Below are 17522 nucleotides of genomic sequence, written 5' to 3'. Positions count from 1 at the left end.
GCGAAGGCCGCGTCCGGAATCCGGGAGGAAGGGACGGGGAGGGTGAGGCGTGACGGGAAGAGGGACTTCCGGCGACCTCAGGACCACGGAGACTGACAATGCAGACCATGGTGTTCACCGGGCGGCTCGCCGCCGCCCCGCAGATCAGCCCGGACTTCGGCAAGGCGGTGTTCCGCCTGATCGAGAAACGGGGAACCGACGCCGTCGGCAAGGACCGTCTGGTCGGCGTCAACTGCATCAGCTGGGCGAAGGGGCTGAACGAGAAGGTCATCGCCCGGGGCATGGCGCAGGGCGGCGAGGTGGTCGTCATCGGCGCCTTCGTCGACACCGCCTACACCGCCGCCGACGGCACGGAACGCACGGCCAAGGAGCTGGTGGTCGACCGGCTCACGGTGCTCGACTGGGTCGAGCGGCCGGAGGTCCGGCCCCAGGGGGATCGCGCCGACGCGCCGAAGACCGGCCGCACGGCCAAGGCCGCCTGAGTCAGTGATCCTGATTCCCTTTGAACGGAGACTTGTCATGCAGACCCTGATCCTCGACGGCTTTCTGGTCGCCGCGCCATCTATCCTCTCGGCGCAGGGGAGCGGCCGCAAACGCGCGACCTTCCGCGTTCTGGAGACCACCCGCTTCCGTCGCGCCGACGGCTCGTCGGGCGAACGCACCACCGGTTTCAACTGCATCTGCTTCAACGAGGCCACGACCGAGAACTACATCGCGCCCTTCGCGCGGAAGGGCACGCGGGTGGTGATCCAGGGCCACGTCGAGAACGACAGTTGGACCGGCAAGGACGGCGTGGAGCACTTCGATCTCCGTCTGATCGTCGGCGACGTCCGGCTGAAGAACCGGAAGGACTCCGAACAGACGGCGGTCTCCGACGACGCCGCGTCCGTGCAGGAACCGGCCGGCGGTCACGAGGCTCCGGACGACATTCCGTTCTAGGCCTCGCCGGTCAAGCGTTCAAAGGCCCGACGCCTCGGCGTCGGGCCTTTCGTATGGAGCGAGGGGGAAGGGCGGAGGCGGGTGGACCGATGGGGTTTGGGAGGAGCGTCTCCGATGACCACCTATGACTGGACGACAGACGTCGTCGACCGCATGACAGCGCTGTGGCTGGACGGCCTGTCCGCCGGGGCGATCGCCCTATCTCTGGGCGCGGGCATGACCCGCAGCGCGGTCCTGGGCAAGCTGCACCGGCTTGGCGTGCAACGGCTTGAGCCGGCCCGGCCGAAGCGCCTGGCGGCTACGCCTGGATCGGCGCCGGGCGCGGAGCGCGACCGCGCGGCTTCGGCGCCGGGTCCGGCGCCGACGGCGCGACCGGCGCCGGAGCCCTCCAACCTGTCGCCCCTGGCCACCTTGCTATACGTGCGGCGGGGCGAATGTCGATGGCCCCTTGGAGATCCCGGACAGGGAGATCTGGCGGTCTGCGGCCGCATTGTGAGCAGGGGCGCCTATTGCGCCTGTCACGCCGCGATGTCGTATCGCGGGCGACGGCCCATCAACCTGCTCGAACTGGCCGGCTTGTCTGACGCCTAGGCCCGTCCGGGCTTCACGCCGGCCGCCCGCCTGCCACTCGGCGCGCGGCGCCGAACGGCGTGCCCGACCGAGGGTCGGGCACATCCCCCACACAACGCCCTCCGATTTCGTCACGTCACCCCGGAAGTCAACGGCTTCGCCGTTCCCCTCCACGGCCCGCGAGAGGCGGTCCGCTCCGGTGACTGCCGAGGCCCCGACGTGGCGAGAACCGGGGTCGTTGCGCATGGGGCGCAGTCGACATTCCAGATCAGGATTTGGTTCAATGCCACACTCGACTTCCTCCGCTTCGCGTCACCCCCACGCCTTCGCCGAACGCTTTTCAGCCTACGTCGACAGCGCCTCGGAATTGCCGTCAGACGACGCCTTGGTTCATCTCGGGCGCGCCCTCATGACGGAGCTTCTGGACGCCATCGCGGACACCGCGCTGGAGGACGTCCAAACGATCCTGGCCGAAGCCCTGATCGGCGCCTTCCATTCGGCGGCCGGCCGGATCGAACGCGACGCCGACAAGGCTCGGGACCGGATGCGGCTCCTCGACCGTGACTTCGACGGGTCGGAAGCCGCGGATGTCGAACTGCAGGAGGCGACCGCGAAAGCGAGGTCCGGGGACGCGGCGCAGCAGGCCGTGGAAATGATCCGGGATGCGGCGTCCGAAACCTGGACCGTGGCCTCGGGAGAAGTCTGGACGGCATGGCGCGGCAGCCGGCGAGGGACCTTCCTCAGCGCCGCCCAGATCGAGGCCAAGCTGGCCATTCGGGCGATCCGGGACGCGCGCTCGGAAAGCAGCCAACCGGGTGGTCCGATCGTCGCCTTCAGGGGCGCGCCTACGGCCGACAGCCCGGAGGACGCGAGCCGGATTTTCGATGCGCTCAACTGGGCGCTCAGGGCGTGGCCGGACATGGCTCTGGCGACGACCGGAGCCAAGGGCTCGGAGAAGCTCGCCATCAAATGGTCCCGGCAGAAAGGGGTGAAGCTGGTGCTCGCCCGGGCCGACTTCGACGCACACGGCAAGGCCGCACCCTTCCGGGCCAACGACGAGCTGCTGGCGCTTGAGCCGACCTGTTGCCTCACCCTGGTGAAGTCTCTGGACGAGAGCCGGGCAGGTCAGGACCGACCATTTGGACCGGCGCTCAACTTCGCGCAGAGAGCGATGGAAGCCGGCCTTCGGCATCAGCCCATCAAGGTCCGCGCCGCCTGAGACACGCCGGAACGCAAAGACCCGCTCGGCTTCGGTCGGGCGGGTTTACTCATGTTGATGAGGGCCAATTGACGTTCGGGACCGGTCGCGTCGGCAAGGTCGGCGGGCGCTTGCGGAGATGCGCGGGGACTGGCGAAGTGCGGCGGGAAATCTCAAAAAGGGGGCGGAGGGCAAGATAAAAGGAGGTTTCTGGCGCTTCGTCGTTCTCCTAGCATCACAGGCACTTAGTGGGTGGGAGCGGTCGGCGGCGAGACTTGCCGAGAGTTGAGGCCGACCGTTCCCACCGGATGGCGGAGGGTCATCGCAGATGCTGGTGCGGGAAGGTCTGGAAGACCGACTAAACGGGGGCCGGAGGTTCGACTCCGACGGCCTACACGGGCACTTGCCGACGGCGCTCAAATCCGACCGCGTGAGTGTCCGCAACGGCATGATGAAGCGGCTGGCGAGCTCGCGATCGTTCGCTCTTGGAGACCGGGCCGGCGTGCTTCGCGCGGCCCAGAACCGGTCCGACCGGCCCTTCCGCCTGGACGTTCGGCAGCGGGTCATCGTCAAGGCCCTAGTCTGCCGGCACGGGGGCAAGGGCGCGGATCGCGCGGCGGCGCTCGCCAAACACGTCGCCTATCTGGGTCGCTCCGGAGCGGGTGTGGAAGGCGCGCGGCCGGAGTTCTTTGATCGGCGGATCGACGGCGTCGATCCGGTCGATGAGACGGGCTCGTGGTCAGCGGACCGGCACCACTTCCGCTTCATCATCTCGCCGGAGCACGGGGACCGGATTGCCGATCTCAAGGGATATGTGAGGGACGTTATGGGTCGGGTTTCCGCGGACTTGGGAGAGCCGGGATTGCAATGGGTGGCGACCTGCCATTTCGACACGGACCAGCCGCATGCGCATGTGCTCGTCAGCGGCAAACGAAGCGACGGACGGGACCTCGTCATCCCTCGCGACTACATGGGGTACGGCTTCCGTGCGCGGGCGTCGGAGGTCGCCCAGGAACGGCTGGGGGACCTGTCCCGCATCGATGCCGAGAAGCGGGTGTGGAAGGAGACTGAAGCCAACCGGTTCACCGGGTTCGACCGTCGACTGCTCGCGGCGGTCGACGGGCACGGTCTCGTTGCGGACGGCGTAGGCGGGCCTGACGCCTGGTCGGCGCTGACCCGGGGCCGGCTGAGGCACCTGGAGCAGTTAGGGCTGGCCCGGAGGGCGGGCGTCCGATTCCGCCTCAACCCGGAGCTGGAGATCAAGCTCCGGACACTGCAGGCGCGGGGCGATATCATCAGAACCATGAATGCGCGACGGCTCGAGGCCGGGCGAGAGGTCAAACCGCTTGGGGTCGATCCCGTGCGGGGCGTCGTGGCGAAGGCGGGGTTCCATGATGAGCTCGGCGTCGCGCCCTGGGTGATCGTAAAGGCAGGGGACGGGGTGGAGCATTACGCCCGGCTGGCGGCCGGCAGCCTCCTGCCGGCTCGGGGCGCCGTTGTGCAGCTTACGCCTCTGCAGAATGGATTGGCGCAGTTGTCTAGGGGAAGGGGAGGCGACCTGAGTCTTTAGGTGTGGTCGCTGCGATTGTGTAAGGTTCGGCTGGCTCGACCGTTGTTGACTCTTTGGCGACTTTCGGAGAGTCCGCTTTTAGATTCTGTTCTGGCCCATGTGCCGCATGGCTCCGCCTTCGTTTATCTTCCGCATCACCACCGGCCCTAGCTGAGGCGGGAAGCGAAGTAAGGATGCTTGGCCGGATGCGCATGCGGCAGCCTCTCGCCGCCCGAGGTGTTGTGGAACGATCAAATGTTCGGCGGCGGGTGAAGAGTTGACCGAACATGCGCAAAAGCGCACACTCGGTGTCGTAATGTGGAAATGCGCCGTACATACGCGGAATACGCTTCACGCAGGACGTTTCGTCGGAGGCGTCTAGCCCCAAACTCGTATTGAGCGAACGCTCAGGGTTTGGGGACTACTTTCTCGCGCGATTTTCAGAGTGAACGTCAGCTCGGTAACGCTGACGGCATGATGTCGCGCTTGCGAATTCTTTCTCTCATTCAGTCAGCCCCTGCGCCGCTCAGTGCGGTCATGGCGTGCCGCGTTTCGGCCGCAGGCGACAAGGACGTTCGTTATGACAAAGACCCGGTCAAAAGCGATCAGAAAGCCTCGGCTTCTGATCACCACCCAGGACCACGCAATCCTCGCCGCGATGATTGGCAGCGCGCCGACGTCGGCCGCGGCGATGTTGCTCGAGGATGAGCTCGACCGGGCCGTGATGGTGGACGAGACCTCGAATACGCGACCCTTCTGCCGGATCGGCAGTTGGGTCACCTACGAAGACCACAGCAGCGCGCAAATCCGTGAAATCCGACTGGTCCTGCCGGCGGACGCCGATATCGACAAGCGCTGGGTTTCGATCCTCAGCCTGGTCGGCGCCTCTCTGCTCGGCCTGGCTGTCGGGGCCGAGTTCGGCTGGATCGACGACAAGGGTCGACCGCACCGGCTGAAGGTTCTGGACGTGGTGAATTCTCATGACGCGCATGCGAACTAGCGACGCGATGTTGCTGGAGGCCGCCGCGTCAGAAGCGATAAGCGCGGCGTGGTGGGAGCGAGTCGATCTGGAAACCCGCCGCCCCGGCGAAGGTCACACCGAACTGATCTTGGGCAAGGCGGCCGAACTTGCGTTCTCCCCCATTGGCCGGGACCAGCTGATATCCCTCGCGCTGGAGAAGGGCGTTCGCGATCCTGGCGTCCCCGAACCGCTGATCGAGACTAGTGTGCCGTCTGCGGAGCGGGCGGTGATCGCGAAGCGTGTTTTCCGGCATGCCCCGCACCGCACTTCGGAAACCGAGGCTCTGGTCGTCAGGATCGAGGAACGGAATGCGCGGCGGCTCGGCCGTGACACGCGCTACGACCTCCTCCCGCAACGGATGCGCCAGGAGGCCATTCTCCAAGAGCTTCTGTGGGATCATCCCGCCATTCCTGCCGGTGACGAAGTCCGCCTTGCGATGCTCTGCTCGGTCCCAAAACTGCTTGAACGCGTCGAGGCGCTCTCGGGCGATTGGCCTTGGCGGATCCTGACCCGATGGGTCGCGCCCTTCGTCGGCAGAGGCGCGTCATGAGAGGACGACACAACATTGTCGGCACAGAGGTCGGCCGTCCAAGACCGCCATTCTATGCAAGCAGCCTTTCGAAGCTTCAGGTCACACGGCCTTCCTCTACCAAGCGCTGGATCGTCCTTTCATTGCTGGCTGCGAGCTTGCTCGGCCTCCTTGTCGCAGGTCGATTGACCTGAGCCTGCGCATCGGACCGCCGGTTCCTCAGACCTGTCCGCCGGCTGGACGCGCGGCTGCGACGATCCCGAAAGGCCTGCCAACTTCTCTTGCCGGTGTGGGCGTCATTTTGGCGAGGCCCACAGTAGGTCTCTGCACCGAGTTCGGAGTTTCTCGTGTCATTCATTCGCTTTGCTCCTCTCGCGGCATGCCTGACTTCAGTGCTGCTGGTCATCCCGGCGCTTCCCGCCCCTTGGGCCTGGGCTGGTCTCGCCTTGGCGGCGGTCCTGTCTGCGCTCGGACTTTACGACCTGGGCCAGCCGGCGCATTCCGTCCGACGCAACTACCCGCTTGTGGGCCGGCTTCGTTGGTTTTTCGAGGATATTCGGCCTGGCATCAGGCAATATCTCTTTGAAGACGAGCACGAGGAGACGCCGTTTTCTCGTAGCCAGCGCTCGCTTGTGTATGCGCGCGCCAAAAATGAAGTCAGCGACCGTCCGTTCGGCACACTGCTGGACGTGTACGAGAATGGCTACGAATTTATCGCTCACTCCACCAGACCAGTCCCCGCAGCGGATCCCGGCTCTTTCCGGGTTTCGATCGGCGGCGAGGCCTGTCGGCAACCTTACTCTGCTTCAATCTTCAATATCTCCGCCATGAGCTTTGGGGCCCTGAGCGCCAACGCCATCCGCGCGCTCAACAAGGGCGCGAAGCTTGGGGGGTTCGCTCATGACACGGGCGAAGGCTCCATCAGCCCCTATCACCGCGAGCACGGCGGCGACCTCATCTGGGAGATCGGGAGCGGCTACTTCGGATGTCGAGACGACCTAGGCCGGTTCGATCCACGCCGGTTCGCCGAGCAAGCCGCTGATCCCCAAGTTCGCATGATTGAGTTGAAGATCAGCCAAGGCGCCAAGCCTGGTAAAGGGGGGATTCTGCCTGGCGAAAAGGTCACCCCCGAGATCGCGCTCACACGCGGCATTCCCGTCGGCCTCGATTGTATCTCGCCGCCAGGACATTCGGCCTTTAGCACGCCGCTGGAGCTCGTTCATTTCATCGCTCGACTGCGCGAGTTGTCCGGCGGCAAGCCGGTCGGGTTCAAACTATGCGTGGGTCAGCCTTGGGAATTCATGGGCATTGTGAAGGCGATGCTCGAGACGAGCATTCTTCCCGACTACATCGTCGTCGATGGCGCTGAGGGAGGGACGGGAGCAGCACCCCTTGAATTTGCAGACCATTTGGGCATGCCGCTTCGCGAGAGTCTGCTCTTCGTCCACAACACCCTCGTGGGCGCGGGCCTGCGCGACCAGATCAGGATCGGTGCCGCCGGCAAGATCGTCAGCGCCTTCGATATCGCCACTGTCATGGCGCTCGGCGCTGACTGGACCAATGCGGGACGCGGCTTTATGTTCGCCATCGGCTGCATCCAGTCCCTCTCGTGCCACACGAACCAGTGTCCCACCGGCGTTGCCACTCAGGATCCCATGCGTCAGCGAGCGCTTGTCGTAAGCGACAAGGCCGAGCGCGTGCACAACTTCCATCGAAACACTCTGCTGGCCCTGTCCGAGATGATCGCTGCAGCAGGCCTTGATCATCCGAGTCGGCTTGGGCCCCATCATCTCGTCCGTCGCGTCAGTCTGACCGAGATCAGACTGTTCTCTCAGTTGCATATCTTCCTTGAGAGGGGGGAATTATTGGCGGGCAACTCTGACCGGGACTTCTATGGCGCGGCATGGCGTCTCGCCCGGGCGGACAGCTTCGCCGTCGCGACCTAGGCGATGCCTATCGCTGTCGACAATCTCGAAGGTCCGCTGGTGGTCTTCGGGCGGATGTCCGGCTCTGGCGCGATCCAGCCTCGCCGCTGGGCTAGCCCGCTGTGATGTGCGCCAGCTTGTCCGGATTACGTACGATGTAGATCGCGCAAACCCGCCCATCCGCGACATCGAGGGCAGTCGTCTGCAGACGTCCGTCCGGATTGTAGCTGATGTAGCCGGGCAGACCGTCGATGATCGCCGTGCGAATAAGGGTCGGGCGCCGTTCGGCATCGCCAGAAACGTGGCTGAACAGGCGTAGGGCGTTGTCGGCGCCACGGACGATGTTGCGAAACGCAGACACCCTGCCGCCGCCGTCGGTGTGGATTTCGACGTCCCGGGCGAGAAGCCCCGCAAGCGATCCAGTGTCTCCGCTATGGGCGGCCGCGAAGAATGCGCGCGCTATCCGGTCGGCGGCGGCCGTATCGAGTGGATAGCGGCTCCGCTCGGCCTTAACGTTCTTGCGGGCGCGAGACGCCAACTGCCGTACTGCGGCTGGCTCGCGGTCCAGGGTCACGGCGATATCGTTGAGCGGCACCTCGAAGACGTCGTGCAGGAGGAAGGCCGCGCGCTCGAGCGGGGAAAGGCGCTCCATTGCGAGCATCAGGGTCACCGTGACGTCGTCGGCGATCGTCTCCACCGGATCGACGGCGTCTACCAGAGGATCGGGGAGCCAAGGTCCGACGTAGGCCTCGCGACGCGCTCTCGCTGACTTCAGCCGGTCGAGACACTGGCGAGTGATAATGCGATTGAGATAGGCGGGCGGGCTGTCGACACCGATACTTACGCCCGCCCAACGCAGCCAGCCGTCCTGGACGACGTCCTCGGCCTCGCTGATCGAGCCGAGCATTCGGTAGGCGAGGCGAAGCAGTCGAGGGCGCTCCGCCTCGAAGATTTCTGTTCTCGTGTCTGTCGGCGTCATCGCGCAGCGATCCTTATGGACGTCGAAGGGATGACGAGAGAGCGTTCCGCAGTGTGACGTGCCCGCCTTGAAGTCCGTCAGATGTCACAGGCTGACGAGCTGCCTCGTCAAGACCCCGTAGCGCCGATGATCGGCGCAGATGACGGAGACATCCATATGACGACCGATACCCGCCTGACTTGGCACGCCGTCGCCCCGGAGGGCGCGAAGGCGTTTTACGGCGTACATCATTATATCATGGCCGGCACGAGCCTCGCTGAAGAGCTGATCCATCTCGTGTTTTTGCGCGTGTCGCAGATCAATGGCTGCGCTCACTGCATCGACCTCCATACCCGAGACCTCCTGAAGACCATGCCGATCGACAAGGTCGTCTTGGTCTCGGTATGGGCAGAAGTCCCGCACCTGTTCCCGCCGACGTATCGAGCAGCGCTGGCTTGGGCAGAGGAAGTCACTCGCGTCAGCGAGACCCACGCCTCACACGAGGCCTATGCTGCGGCCGTTGCGGCGTTCGAACCGAAGGAATTAGTGGACCTGACCATCACGATCGCCGCGATGAATGCATTCAATCGGCTAGGGGCACCATTCCGCCTGCCGGTGAAAGCGCAACCCTGATGGACACCGCGGAGTCCCCGACGGGCTCCGCACGTCGCTCAATGTCGCGTTGTTGCCGATGGGCGGATGTCGGCTGCTGGCGCAGCGCTGACCTAAGTCGCCCTAGGCGTAGGCAAGTCTGCAACGGGCGGTTAGTGGGCCTTGGCTTTCAGTGTCGGGCTGGGGATAGTTTCGGTCATGGACATTATTCTCGTTCCCGGTTTCATGCTGGACGCTGACATGTGGTCAGAGGTCCGCCCGTCACTTGAGGCTATGGGCCGAGTAGTGGACGCTGATACCTCTCGGGACGCCACGGTCGAACAGATGGCGCACCGAGCCCTGTCAATGTCGAGCGGTCCGCTCGCGGTCGTGGGGTTTTCGATGGGCGGCTATGTCGCTCGCGCGATGGCCTATGAAGCGCCGGAGCGCGTTTGCGCATTGGCCCTAATCGGAAGTTCATCGCGGGGTCAACCGGCACCCCCGCCTTCAGAGATCACGAACCGATTTGGCAGTTTGAGTGTGAAAGCGGTGTCCCGCTCGCTCCACCCCGATCATGCCACTCCGGACCTCATTGATCGGGTCCGCGCTATGAGCGCACGCTTGGGACATGAAGTGTTCCAGCCCCAATCGCGTATGGAGAGGTTTGATGACACTGACCGGCTTGGCGAAATCAGCTGCCCCACGATCGTTATGGCGGCGCTTGAAGACAAGCTCAGGAGTATCGACGAGAGCAGGGTTCTCCAGGAGAAAATCAGACGCTCGACCCTGACGATCGTCGAGCATTGCGGGCATTTGATCCCAATGGAGCAACCAGCGGAGGTCGTGAACGCGATCCGCCAGCTTATCCGCTGATGTCCGCAATGGAGTCAGTAGGAGACCGCTGGCTAAGGGTGGGACGACCTACGCAGATCGGGGGCCCCAGAGAATGATACCAGCGCCCATGAGGCACACGGCGGTACCCAAGACGTCCCAACGGTCGGGCCGGACGCCCTCAGCGACCCAGAGCCAGATCACGGCGGCGGCGATGTAGATGCCGCCGTAGGTCGCATAGCTTCGACCGGCGTGCTCCGCATCAACAAGCGTGAGCAGGTAGGCAAACAAGGCGAGCGACAGGAGACCAGGCACAAGCCACCAAGCGGATTTGCCCAGTTTTAACCAAGCCCAGAACGCGAAGCACCCGGCGATCTCGGCGACCGCTGCCCCTACGAATGCAAGCAAGCTGACTTTCATGCAGTCCTCGGGTTGATCGCGCGGGCTATCTTCCGCAACCCTAGTCACCAGATCATGCTAACGTCCGCAATGGGTGGGAAGCGGGTGTGGGTAGCCGCAGTAGACATTCAGCGTTAGTCTCCGAACACGCCCAGCTCCTCGGCGTGGAGCCCCCATGAAAAAGTCGCGGCTGGTCGTCGGTGTCGATGTGCCTTGGGTCACGAGTTGGACCGCAGAGCCAGTCATTGGCGTGCGCCCCTGCTCCACGGTGCAGGCTCGACCGGCGTTGATCCAGGTCGAGAACCCGGGTTATGGGCAGCCTCAGTACTCCAAAAACCATCTCGTGCGGCAGAGGCGTTCGGTGTTGGAGATGCTGTGTCCGATGTGCGGACAACCGACGCATCAAGACGACCGATGGACCCAGGTAGCGCGTGTTGTTTCGGCGGGCCAACTTCGCCGGTCTGGAAAGGCGCCTGAACTCGCACGATCCATTGCAGACAGGCAACTGCTAGTCGACGCCGGGTCGATCGCACCCCTTCACAATGCTTGTGTCGAGCGCTCGCTTGCTCACTGCCCTCATCTCAAGGCAGATCCACACGTCAACGTCATGCGGTTTCCCGCTCGATGGGCCTGGCTGCCGTTGTTGATAGAGGCGTCGCCTGTGGTGGAGTCGGTCGCCACGCCAGCGGTTGGCGGCGCCATTCTCGTCATCACGTTCCTGCAGCTCGTTGGCATCACGTCTCGCGTGGATCGAGACTGGCGATTCAGGAAAGCGGATCGTCGGGCGCCGTCAAGACTTCCGGAGAGGTGAGCTTAACGCTGGTTAGCTATACGTCAGGGCACATAGATCAGCGCCCGGACCCAACCAATATGTTGCAATAGCTCCAGCCCCTCAAAGAGCGGGAACGCCAAGAGCATCACCAGTCCATCCCGCAGTGTCAGTAGAAAGAAGCGAGGGCGCACTTCGATTGTTTCTTGGTCCCGCCACCTCGAGAAGTTCGGCCAAAAGCGTGGAGTCCGGGCGACGTAGACGCGATAGCGGTCGCCAAACGTGCCAGTTAACCAAGTCTCCTCGCGCCGAACTGTCGTTGCAAACACGAGTACCGCGATCAAAACGAAGAGGGCGGCGACTGTCAGGCTGCCCGACTGGGCTCCCATCCCGAAAGCGCCAATGAAGCTGAAGACATAGAGTGGATTGCGACTGATCGAGTACGGTCCCTGATCGACTATCTCTGCTTTCTTGCGTCCCCCATTATATAAGGAACACCAAGCCCGACCGACGATGCAGACTGCCATCGCAGCCATGCCGACAGCCTCAAGCCCCTCGTGGAGGGGGGTCTCACCACCAACTGTCTGACTGAACGCAACGAGAGCGACGATGCCGAGGATAGCGGCCAGAAGGACTGCTTTTCGGATGAGCTGAACACGACGAAGGTCCGGCGTCTGAGCGAGCGACATAGGGATGTAGCGTTGCCTCATGAGGGTCGGCGCTTGATCGGCGGCCCAACAGCTAAGTGCTCACTGTGTCACGGTTGGAGGCATGGAGAGAAGCGGAATGTCTGCTTAGGTTCGGAAGCAGCCATTGCCTGATCTGAGACCAATGTCTTGAAAGCGGTCACAAGCGAATGACCGCTCCTGGCGCGGTGCTGAACCTCCACACAGCGGCCGAGGGCCGACAGAGAAGAGTGGGCAGCGAATGCGGTTCCGGTGATCATCTTTCGTGCGGAGTTGAGCGATCCAAGGTTTTCATGACACCCTCTCATGTGGGAAGGGCTCATGCATTTTCGGAACGCGCCGTGGGCGCTCTTGGCCCTAGCGCCAGCGATTATACTCGCGTTTTTGCCGTCATTTTTCGGCGACCTCGCAAGTGCGAGTCTTGCGTTTAATGCTCAGTGACTGACCGCAACAGCGTGGCTTACGTTGTGTCGGTGAGATGGCGAGGCCGGCGATGGCATAAACTGGTCGGCCGTCCGCTTCTCACGTAGAGTAACTCAGCGGCAATGGTCCACAGGCCGAAGATGTTTTGTGGAGAATCCGACAATGCAAGGCGCCGGTTCTGAGCGGCCTAGTCTTCGATCGAGAGACCGTGACGCTTGTTGTAGTCGATCCGGGTCGAACGGGCGACGTTACCCAACTTCACCTGCTCGACGATCCAAAGGCCCATATCTTTCCCGTCCTGGCGCACAAGGTCGGCGCCGGCTTTCTGCAGGCGGCTCAGATGAACCGCGGCGCCGTAGTTCGCCGCTGACATCCACTGGAGCGACTCGTCCACCTCCTGCGGACTTAGCGGCGTCGCACGTTCTGAAGGTCCCTGCATATATCGCTCGAGATGGTCCTGAATCACAGCGAGCGCGTCGTCTAATGAATGGGTCATGGGGTCCAATATACCGGAAGCGGAAGCCAGCTTGGGACTTCGGGGGTTGCACGATCATGTAGGTGGCCCTCGGGACGCGAACCTTGACGGCGTCTGCGGTTCGGGATCGCCTTTGGCGTGCGCTTGCACAAGCGTGGTGCGGGTCTGAAGATCGTCGAGCGCGCAAGCCGCCTCGACATTCTCGCCCGCGTGCGATCCGTCGTTCCAAGATATGCGATCAACCCAATGTCAAAGTGTTCTACCCATGTCTGATGCCTGATCCCTAGCGGTCTGCCGGTGTCCATGACGCCGGGGTGCCGAGGTCAGTCCCAGCGGTAGAGCCGAAGGCTATATGCACACCGGGCTGCACTACAGTCAGCCATCTTCGTCTGTATCCGATAAACGCCGGGTGCATCCGTACCGAGATCGAGGACTGGCTCATCATCAGGTCCCAGGTCCGACGCGACCGTCACGCCTGAACTGTTGATAGCTGTCAGGTCCAGATCGACACAGTTTTCATCGCACAGCCCGATAAGAGCATACCTTCCGCCGGCTTCGATCGGGACAAACACCTCGTTCTGGCCAGTGTTGGGAAGAAAACCGTCGACGGCGCGCATGCGGGTAAACGCGGTGCCCTCCTGTCTGAGCTTGGCCTCAAGTTCCCCATAGAGCCTCAAGATCAGGGCGGAGCCAGTCTGGGCGAACACCGGGCTTGCCAAACTCACGCTCGCCGCAGCGGCTATGGTTATCACGGCGCGGTACACTATCTTTCCTTTCGCGTGACGACGTTGTGGCCGTCACCGGCGGCCTTGGCGAAATTGCCCAGCCGGACCTGCTCCACGGTCCAGCCGTCCATGTCCTTGTCGTCGTCACGGTGGAGGTTGACGCCAGCCGCCCTCAGGCGGCTCAGCAGCACCGCGGCCCCATAGTTGCAGGACGTGAGAAGCCCCAGGGCCACTTGGATCTGCTCGTGCGACATCGGCGCTCCGCGCTCGGGTGGCGACGCCATCCAGACCTCGAGATGGTCAAGAAAGACGTCCATCGCGGCTGTCAGCCCAGAATCCAGTCCCGCATCGTCTCCGCTGGCGTGACTGTCACCCGTCATAGCGCCCCCCACAAACAGAGATCGCCGACCGTCCGTCGCCGCGCGCTGGGCACCCCTGTTGCCTGGACCTGTCCCACGCATGCGTCGGGATGCGGAGTCCAGCGTTGGTGAATCGCCCTGACGCGAACAGGCGGGTTCGAAGCGGACGTGGTCTGAATCCCGTAAAAGCAGCGGGAACGGCGCCATCTGCGGGCGTTTCCTGTCCTGTTAATCGATCCATTCGTCTAGTCGACCCTGAAGACCGCGACGCCAGCCCGGCAGGTCGGTCTGGCGCAACTCGCCATCACGCCCGTAATGGTGATCTGCGGAGCGACGCCCTGTTCGAGTCCGAACCCCACACGTGCGACGTCTCCGAAAGCGTCGTCCCGCGTGATTTCCCCATCCGGGCCGCGGACGATCAGGTCGAAATCACGGCAGTTCTCGTCACAAACGCCGAGAACCGAGTAGCGCCCGCCTGCGGGAACCGTGACAGTCCAGTCCTCGGATGCGCCCTGACGCAGAGACATCCGGGTTTCGTCCCGCCGTCGCGCATACACGCCGACGGCAGCGTAATCGTTAGCGTACCAGTCCAGCTCCTCGACAATCAGGCTTTCCCCGGTCGACGGAGGGCCGTCCGCTTCCACCGTGAGCGTGTAGGCGCCCTCGGCGGTCTTGTCGTAATCCAGCACCGCGATCGTAAAACGTTGTCCGCTCGCATAGATGTTGAAGGCCGCGTCGGTTCCGCCTGCACTGTCGTCGTCCGTACCCGAGCCTTCGCGAAACGGCACGCAGGACTCCCCTTGCCCGATGACGAGAAACGCGTCGAGGTCGGAGGATTGCGCAATGATCCGGGCATGTCGGCCCTTCTCCGTGGCAAACCGATAGCAGTCATGTCGTATGCCATCGACTAGGACGGGGTCGCTCGCCGAGATGCGGCCTGTCAGGGACTCTCCGATCCGGATCGGCGTGGCGGTCTGCGCAAATCCGACTGCGGGTGCGAACAGGGTCGCAGCGACTGCGGCCGCCAACAGGGTCTTGCTCAAAAGAAGCTCCAATCTTCGGCGCAGGCGCGAACCGGCGTCTAGCGTTCATCGCTCGTAGTTGCGTAGGTCGCGATCTCGATCATTCGATAGGTGGGACTGTCGTTACGGCAGGCGGCGCCCACGAGCCGAGCCGGCTGCCCGTTCTCCCTGATCTCGCCGAAGAGGGCGGATCGGTCCTGGGCGCAGAGGCGGCGCCTCTGACCGTCGATACGCCGGTTCAGGGGGATTTCGGCCGGCCAGAAGTCAGGATCCCAGCCGCGGCAGGCGTCCCGCCAGGCCGCCTCGAGGCGCTCGGCGTCCGGACCGGCGAGCCGCCCTTCGCTGGGCGGATAGTTTCGATCGTCCATGGACCGATCCGCCGGCGGCTGGGCCTTCTCCCATGCGACCCATTCGGCCGAGCCGCGCTGGACGTCCGGCCCCGGCGGAGGCGGAGGCGTGGCGGGCGGCCCGCCCAACACCTGTCTCCAGACCCACCACTCGCCGTCATTGTCGCGCCAGACGACGGAGCGGTGATCTGTCACGTAACCTCCGCCCGGAACCATGCGTGTTCGGATAATCACCGGAGAGGTCTCAGCTGGTCTATGAGACGCCCAGCCCGGGATTTTCACGGCGTCGATCATCCTCTGGGCGATCACGTCGGCGGTTGGGGGTCCGCCACGCGCGGCGCGGCGAGCGTCCGCGGCACGGTCCCGTTCGAACTGCCGAGCCATCGCCCGAACATCGACATCACGAACGGCTGGACACTCAGCCTGCGGCGGCCTGGCGTCGAGTGGTGTCGCAGACTGGGCCAGAGCGAGAGGTGCGGGGAGCAGCAGGTGGACGGCAGCCAGACCTGCCGCCAACACGACCGTGCGGCGACCAAGGCCTGTGACGGACCGGCCTCCCCAAGTCTCAGGGCGGGCGGTCGCAGGCGCTGAGAGCGATGCCCGACAGCAGCGAAGCGCGCTCAGTACCGGTCGCCGCGTCACGATGGGCTGCCGCACGATCGAGTTGGGCGGGGCTGTGAAGTGTCGTCAGCAAACATCCGCTGGTTCGACCCGTCCCGGCGATCCTCTACGAGCCAGCGACCCGTCTCGCCCGGAGCCGCCGACGTCACCCTGTAGGAGTAGACGAGACTGACACCTTCGCGTGAGGGCGTCCCTTCGGCGGTGAAGAACGCGCCGGTCTCTGCGCCGCCCTTCGTGTCCTCGATCCTTGCCGCCAGCTCTCCGTCCGCACCCATGATTTCGAGGACAGCGTCGAACTCGGACGATGAGACGCTCAGCCAGATTCGCTGGCCTTGGGCGATCTGCGTCTCGCTCAGATGAGTCCATCGGCCCTGCAAATCGAGACGATCCGAACAATCCCTTCCCAGATCACCCCGAATGCCGATGCCATTCGCAAGAGGTGGTGGATTGTAAGGCAGAGACGGCGGCGCCGGTGGCGGGTCCTGGGCCCAGATTAGGACTACGGCGAGGATTGATAGCATCGGCATTTGGGGCGTGTCGCAGACAGGCTGATTCCGTTTGGTGTCGAGGTTAGCCTACCTGTGAAAGCCCGGCCGCGGCCTCTCCATTATTGTATAGGCCGACTGCTCGGCTCGTCCCGAGGCGGGGTGGTTGACGAAATCATCTGCCCGTCGTCGAGCAGCCTTTGGACGCGGTTCCCGGCGCTACGTCCCCTCTTGACCGAATAGCCTGTAGACGAGTTGGGGAGAGGCCGGACCTTCCGGCGCGGGTGTCGCCGCACAGACCATGCGGCGCCGGTGATCCACGGACGCGCTGAAATCCTCACGGGTGTCGTCCGGCGCTTCCGTCGCAAGGAGGTCTCCTTCGTCGTTTAGGCGTTCAATCGAAACGAGTTCACCGCGCAGGGTCTGACAGTCGACCCGTCGCTCGATGCGGCGGATCGCTTCCGGGGCATCCGACAGCGGCAGCACCAGCAGGGTCTGGTAGGTCCGGGTTTCGCCCTCGATCCGGATCGAGCCGAGGTCCAGCAGGTTAGGTTCCGGATTGGCCGGCGCCACCGCAACGACGGGAATGGTCAGCGTCTGTTGTGGTAGGTCGCGAATCTGCTCCGGCGTCATGGCGAACGGCGGGTCGGCGTCTATCGCCGCCACGGCGAGGCGACGTTGGCCCTCCGCCTCGGGCAGTCGCCCGGACGCCGCGTACGCCTGGGAGAGCACGGCGTGGAAGTCCGCTGGTATGGTGATGGTGTGGTGCTGGAAGCCGACAAGGGGTTCCATGAGGGCGACCGCATCGGCCGGGCGGCCCAGGCGCTCGAGAGCGACAGCCCGTGCGACCACGAAGAATCGCTGATCAAGGCCATCGTGCCGGTTTGCCTCGCTGACGGCCAACTGTTCGGCGCACCTCGCCGTTTCGGAATCGCCGGCCTGACTGAACCGGATCAGATGCGCGGCCCCTTCGGCCGGGTTTGCGCCAGCAAGCCTTGCGGACATCCCGGTCGGACAGGGCGCGGGCGCCAGGCCCGCCGCCCCCAGTCCAAAGGCCATGATTGCCCCGATCATCCGCAACCCCTTGCTGGTTCGAGCGG

At 64.0% G+C, this 17522-nt stretch carries 19 protein-coding genes; 10 read left to right on the top strand and 9 right to left on the bottom strand.

The window, feature by feature from the left end:
- Window positions 1–98 precede the first annotated feature (98 nt).
- The 8 genes from ACIQC9_RS06865 to ACIQC9_RS06830 all read left to right on the top strand — a co-directional run bounded on the left by ACIQC9_RS06865 (window position 99) and on the right by ACIQC9_RS06830 (window position 7752).
- A complete protein-coding gene (locus ACIQC9_RS06865; protein WP_400613782.1) occupies window positions 99–482 on the top strand; it encodes a single-stranded DNA-binding protein in 384 nt (127 codons plus the stop codon).
- 37 nt (window positions 483–519) lie between these two features.
- Window positions 520–939 (top strand): single-stranded DNA-binding protein, encoded by a 420-nt coding sequence (locus ACIQC9_RS06860; protein WP_400613779.1) that lies wholly within the window; start codon window positions 520–522, stop codon window positions 937–939.
- A gap of 114 nt (window positions 940–1053) precedes the next feature.
- A complete protein-coding gene (locus tag ACIQC9_RS06855) occupies window positions 1054–1530 on the top strand; it encodes a GcrA family cell cycle regulator (protein WP_400613777.1) in 477 nt (158 codons plus the stop codon).
- Window positions 1531–1918: 388 nt separating this feature from the next.
- On the top strand, window positions 1919–2728 hold the full coding sequence (locus tag ACIQC9_RS06850; RefSeq protein ID WP_400613775.1) for a DUF2493 domain-containing protein: 810 nt from the start codon (window positions 1919–1921) through the stop codon (window positions 2726–2728).
- A gap of 409 nt (window positions 2729–3137) precedes the next feature.
- Entirely contained in the window at window positions 3138–4277 is a 1140-nt protein-coding gene (locus ACIQC9_RS06845; RefSeq protein ID WP_400613773.1) for a DUF3363 domain-containing protein, read from the top strand.
- A gap of 559 nt (window positions 4278–4836) precedes the next feature.
- Window positions 4837–5256 (top strand): GreA/GreB family elongation factor, encoded by a 420-nt coding sequence (locus ACIQC9_RS06840; RefSeq protein ID WP_400613771.1) that lies wholly within the window; start codon window positions 4837–4839, stop codon window positions 5254–5256.
- Window positions 5237–5827, top strand: a complete 591-nt coding sequence (locus ACIQC9_RS06835) for a hypothetical protein (RefSeq protein WP_400613769.1) — start codon at window positions 5237–5239, stop codon at window positions 5825–5827. The genes ACIQC9_RS06840 and ACIQC9_RS06835 overlap by 20 nt, the downstream gene beginning before the upstream one ends.
- A gap of 326 nt (window positions 5828–6153) precedes the next feature.
- Window positions 6154–7752, top strand: coding sequence for an FMN-binding glutamate synthase family protein (locus ACIQC9_RS06830; protein ID WP_400613767.1), 1599 nt, complete (start codon window positions 6154–6156; stop codon window positions 7750–7752).
- Between the two features lie 91 nt (window positions 7753–7843).
- Here the strand turns inward: ACIQC9_RS06830 and sigJ are convergent, their stop codons facing one another.
- Window positions 7844–8710 carry an RNA polymerase sigma factor SigJ gene (gene sigJ / locus ACIQC9_RS06825; protein WP_400613765.1) on the bottom strand — a complete coding sequence of 289 codons (867 nt, stop codon included), beginning with the start codon at window positions 8708–8710 and terminating at the stop codon, window positions 7844–7846.
- Window positions 8711–8866: 156 nt separating this feature from the next.
- Here sigJ and ACIQC9_RS06820 point away from each other — a divergent pair, with 156 nt between their 5' ends.
- Together ACIQC9_RS06820 and ACIQC9_RS06815 are read left to right on the top strand one after the other, a co-directional pair.
- Window positions 8867–9322: a carboxymuconolactone decarboxylase family protein gene (locus tag ACIQC9_RS06820; RefSeq protein ID WP_400613762.1), complete on the top strand. Its 456-nt coding sequence runs from the start codon at window positions 8867–8869 to the stop codon at window positions 9320–9322.
- A 177-nt stretch (window positions 9323–9499) separates the two neighbouring features.
- Window positions 9500–10153, top strand: a complete 654-nt coding sequence (locus ACIQC9_RS06815) for an alpha/beta fold hydrolase (protein ID WP_400613760.1) — start codon at window positions 9500–9502, stop codon at window positions 10151–10153.
- Window positions 10154–10201: 48 nt separating this feature from the next.
- On the opposite strand, the gene ACIQC9_RS06810 is transcribed toward ACIQC9_RS06815, so the two are convergent.
- The 8 genes from ACIQC9_RS06810 to ACIQC9_RS06775 all read right to left on the bottom strand — a co-directional run bounded on the left by ACIQC9_RS06810 (window position 10202) and on the right by ACIQC9_RS06775 (window position 17496).
- Window positions 10202–10531, bottom strand: coding sequence for a YnfA family protein (locus tag ACIQC9_RS06810; RefSeq protein ID WP_400613758.1), 330 nt, complete (start codon window positions 10529–10531; stop codon window positions 10202–10204).
- An 813-nt stretch (window positions 10532–11344) separates the two neighbouring features.
- Complete coding sequence (locus ACIQC9_RS06805) at window positions 11345–11989, bottom strand: methyltransferase family protein (RefSeq protein WP_400613756.1); 645 nt, start codon at window positions 11987–11989, stop codon at window positions 11345–11347.
- A 586-nt stretch (window positions 11990–12575) separates the two neighbouring features.
- Window positions 12576–12884: a hypothetical protein gene (locus tag ACIQC9_RS06800; RefSeq protein WP_400613754.1), complete on the bottom strand. Its 309-nt coding sequence runs from the start codon at window positions 12882–12884 to the stop codon at window positions 12576–12578.
- 302 nt (window positions 12885–13186) lie between these two features.
- Window positions 13187–13627 (bottom strand): hypothetical protein, encoded by a 441-nt coding sequence (locus ACIQC9_RS06795; protein WP_400613752.1) that lies wholly within the window; start codon window positions 13625–13627, stop codon window positions 13187–13189.
- The gene (locus ACIQC9_RS06790; RefSeq protein ID WP_400613750.1) at window positions 13627–13905 is read right to left on the bottom strand and encodes a hypothetical protein; all 279 of its coding nucleotides are present in this window, start codon (window positions 13903–13905) and stop codon (window positions 13627–13629) included. Before ACIQC9_RS06790 ends, ACIQC9_RS06795 begins: the two co-directional genes overlap by 1 nt.
- Window positions 13906–14192: 287 nt before the next feature.
- A complete protein-coding gene (locus ACIQC9_RS06785) occupies window positions 14193–14990 on the bottom strand; it encodes a hypothetical protein (RefSeq protein WP_400613748.1) in 798 nt (265 codons plus the stop codon).
- 38 nt (window positions 14991–15028) lie between these two features.
- On the bottom strand, window positions 15029–15511 hold the full coding sequence (locus ACIQC9_RS06780) for a hypothetical protein (protein ID WP_400613746.1): 483 nt from the start codon (window positions 15509–15511) through the stop codon (window positions 15029–15031).
- Between the two features lie 1130 nt (window positions 15512–16641).
- Window positions 16642–17496: a hypothetical protein gene (locus tag ACIQC9_RS06775; protein ID WP_400613743.1), complete on the bottom strand. Its 855-nt coding sequence runs from the start codon at window positions 17494–17496 to the stop codon at window positions 16642–16644.
- Window positions 17497–17522 lie beyond the last annotated feature (26 nt).

This window comes from Brevundimonas sp. NPDC092305, assembly GCF_044755415.1.
Lineage (GTDB): Bacteria > Pseudomonadota > Alphaproteobacteria > Caulobacterales > Caulobacteraceae > Brevundimonas.
This window is presented reverse-complemented; position numbering and strand designations above follow the sequence as displayed.

Bases quoted from the DNA above. Each gene is read 5' to 3' on its own strand.
- ACIQC9_RS06865 (WP_400613782.1), top strand. From the start codon at position 99: ATGCAGACCATGGTGTTCACCGGGCGGCTCGCCGCCGCCCCGCAGATC.
- ACIQC9_RS06860 (WP_400613779.1), top strand. From the start codon at position 520: ATGCAGACCCTGATCCTCGACGGCTTTCTGGTCGCCGCGCCATCTATC.
- ACIQC9_RS06855 (WP_400613777.1), top strand. From the start codon at position 1,054: ATGACCACCTATGACTGGACGACAGACGTCGTCGACCGCATGACAGCG.
- ACIQC9_RS06850 (WP_400613775.1), top strand. From the start codon at position 1,919: ATGACGGAGCTTCTGGACGCCATCGCGGACACCGCGCTGGAGGACGTC.
- ACIQC9_RS06840 (WP_400613771.1), top strand. From the start codon at position 4,837: ATGACAAAGACCCGGTCAAAAGCGATCAGAAAGCCTCGGCTTCTGATC.
- ACIQC9_RS06835 (WP_400613769.1), top strand. From the start codon at position 5,237: ATGACGCGCATGCGAACTAGCGACGCGATGTTGCTGGAGGCCGCCGCG.
- sigJ (WP_400613765.1), bottom strand. From the start codon at position 8,710: ATGACGCCGACAGACACGAGAACAGAAATCTTCGAGGCGGAGCGCCCT.
- ACIQC9_RS06820 (WP_400613762.1), top strand. From the start codon at position 8,867: ATGACGACCGATACCCGCCTGACTTGGCACGCCGTCGCCCCGGAGGGC.
- ACIQC9_RS06815 (WP_400613760.1), top strand. From the start codon at position 9,500: ATGGACATTATTCTCGTTCCCGGTTTCATGCTGGACGCTGACATGTGG.
- ACIQC9_RS06810 (WP_400613758.1), bottom strand. From the start codon at position 10,531: ATGAAAGTCAGCTTGCTTGCATTCGTAGGGGCAGCGGTCGCCGAGATC.
- ACIQC9_RS06805 (WP_400613756.1), bottom strand. From the start codon at position 11,989: ATGAGGCAACGCTACATCCCTATGTCGCTCGCTCAGACGCCGGACCTT.
- ACIQC9_RS06800 (WP_400613754.1), bottom strand. From the start codon at position 12,884: ATGACCCATTCATTAGACGACGCGCTCGCTGTGATTCAGGACCATCTC.
- ACIQC9_RS06790 (WP_400613750.1), bottom strand. From the start codon at position 13,905: ATGGACGTCTTTCTTGACCATCTCGAGGTCTGGATGGCGTCGCCACCC.
- ACIQC9_RS06775 (WP_400613743.1), bottom strand. From the start codon at position 17,496: ATGATCGGGGCAATCATGGCCTTTGGACTGGGGGCGGCGGGCCTGGCG.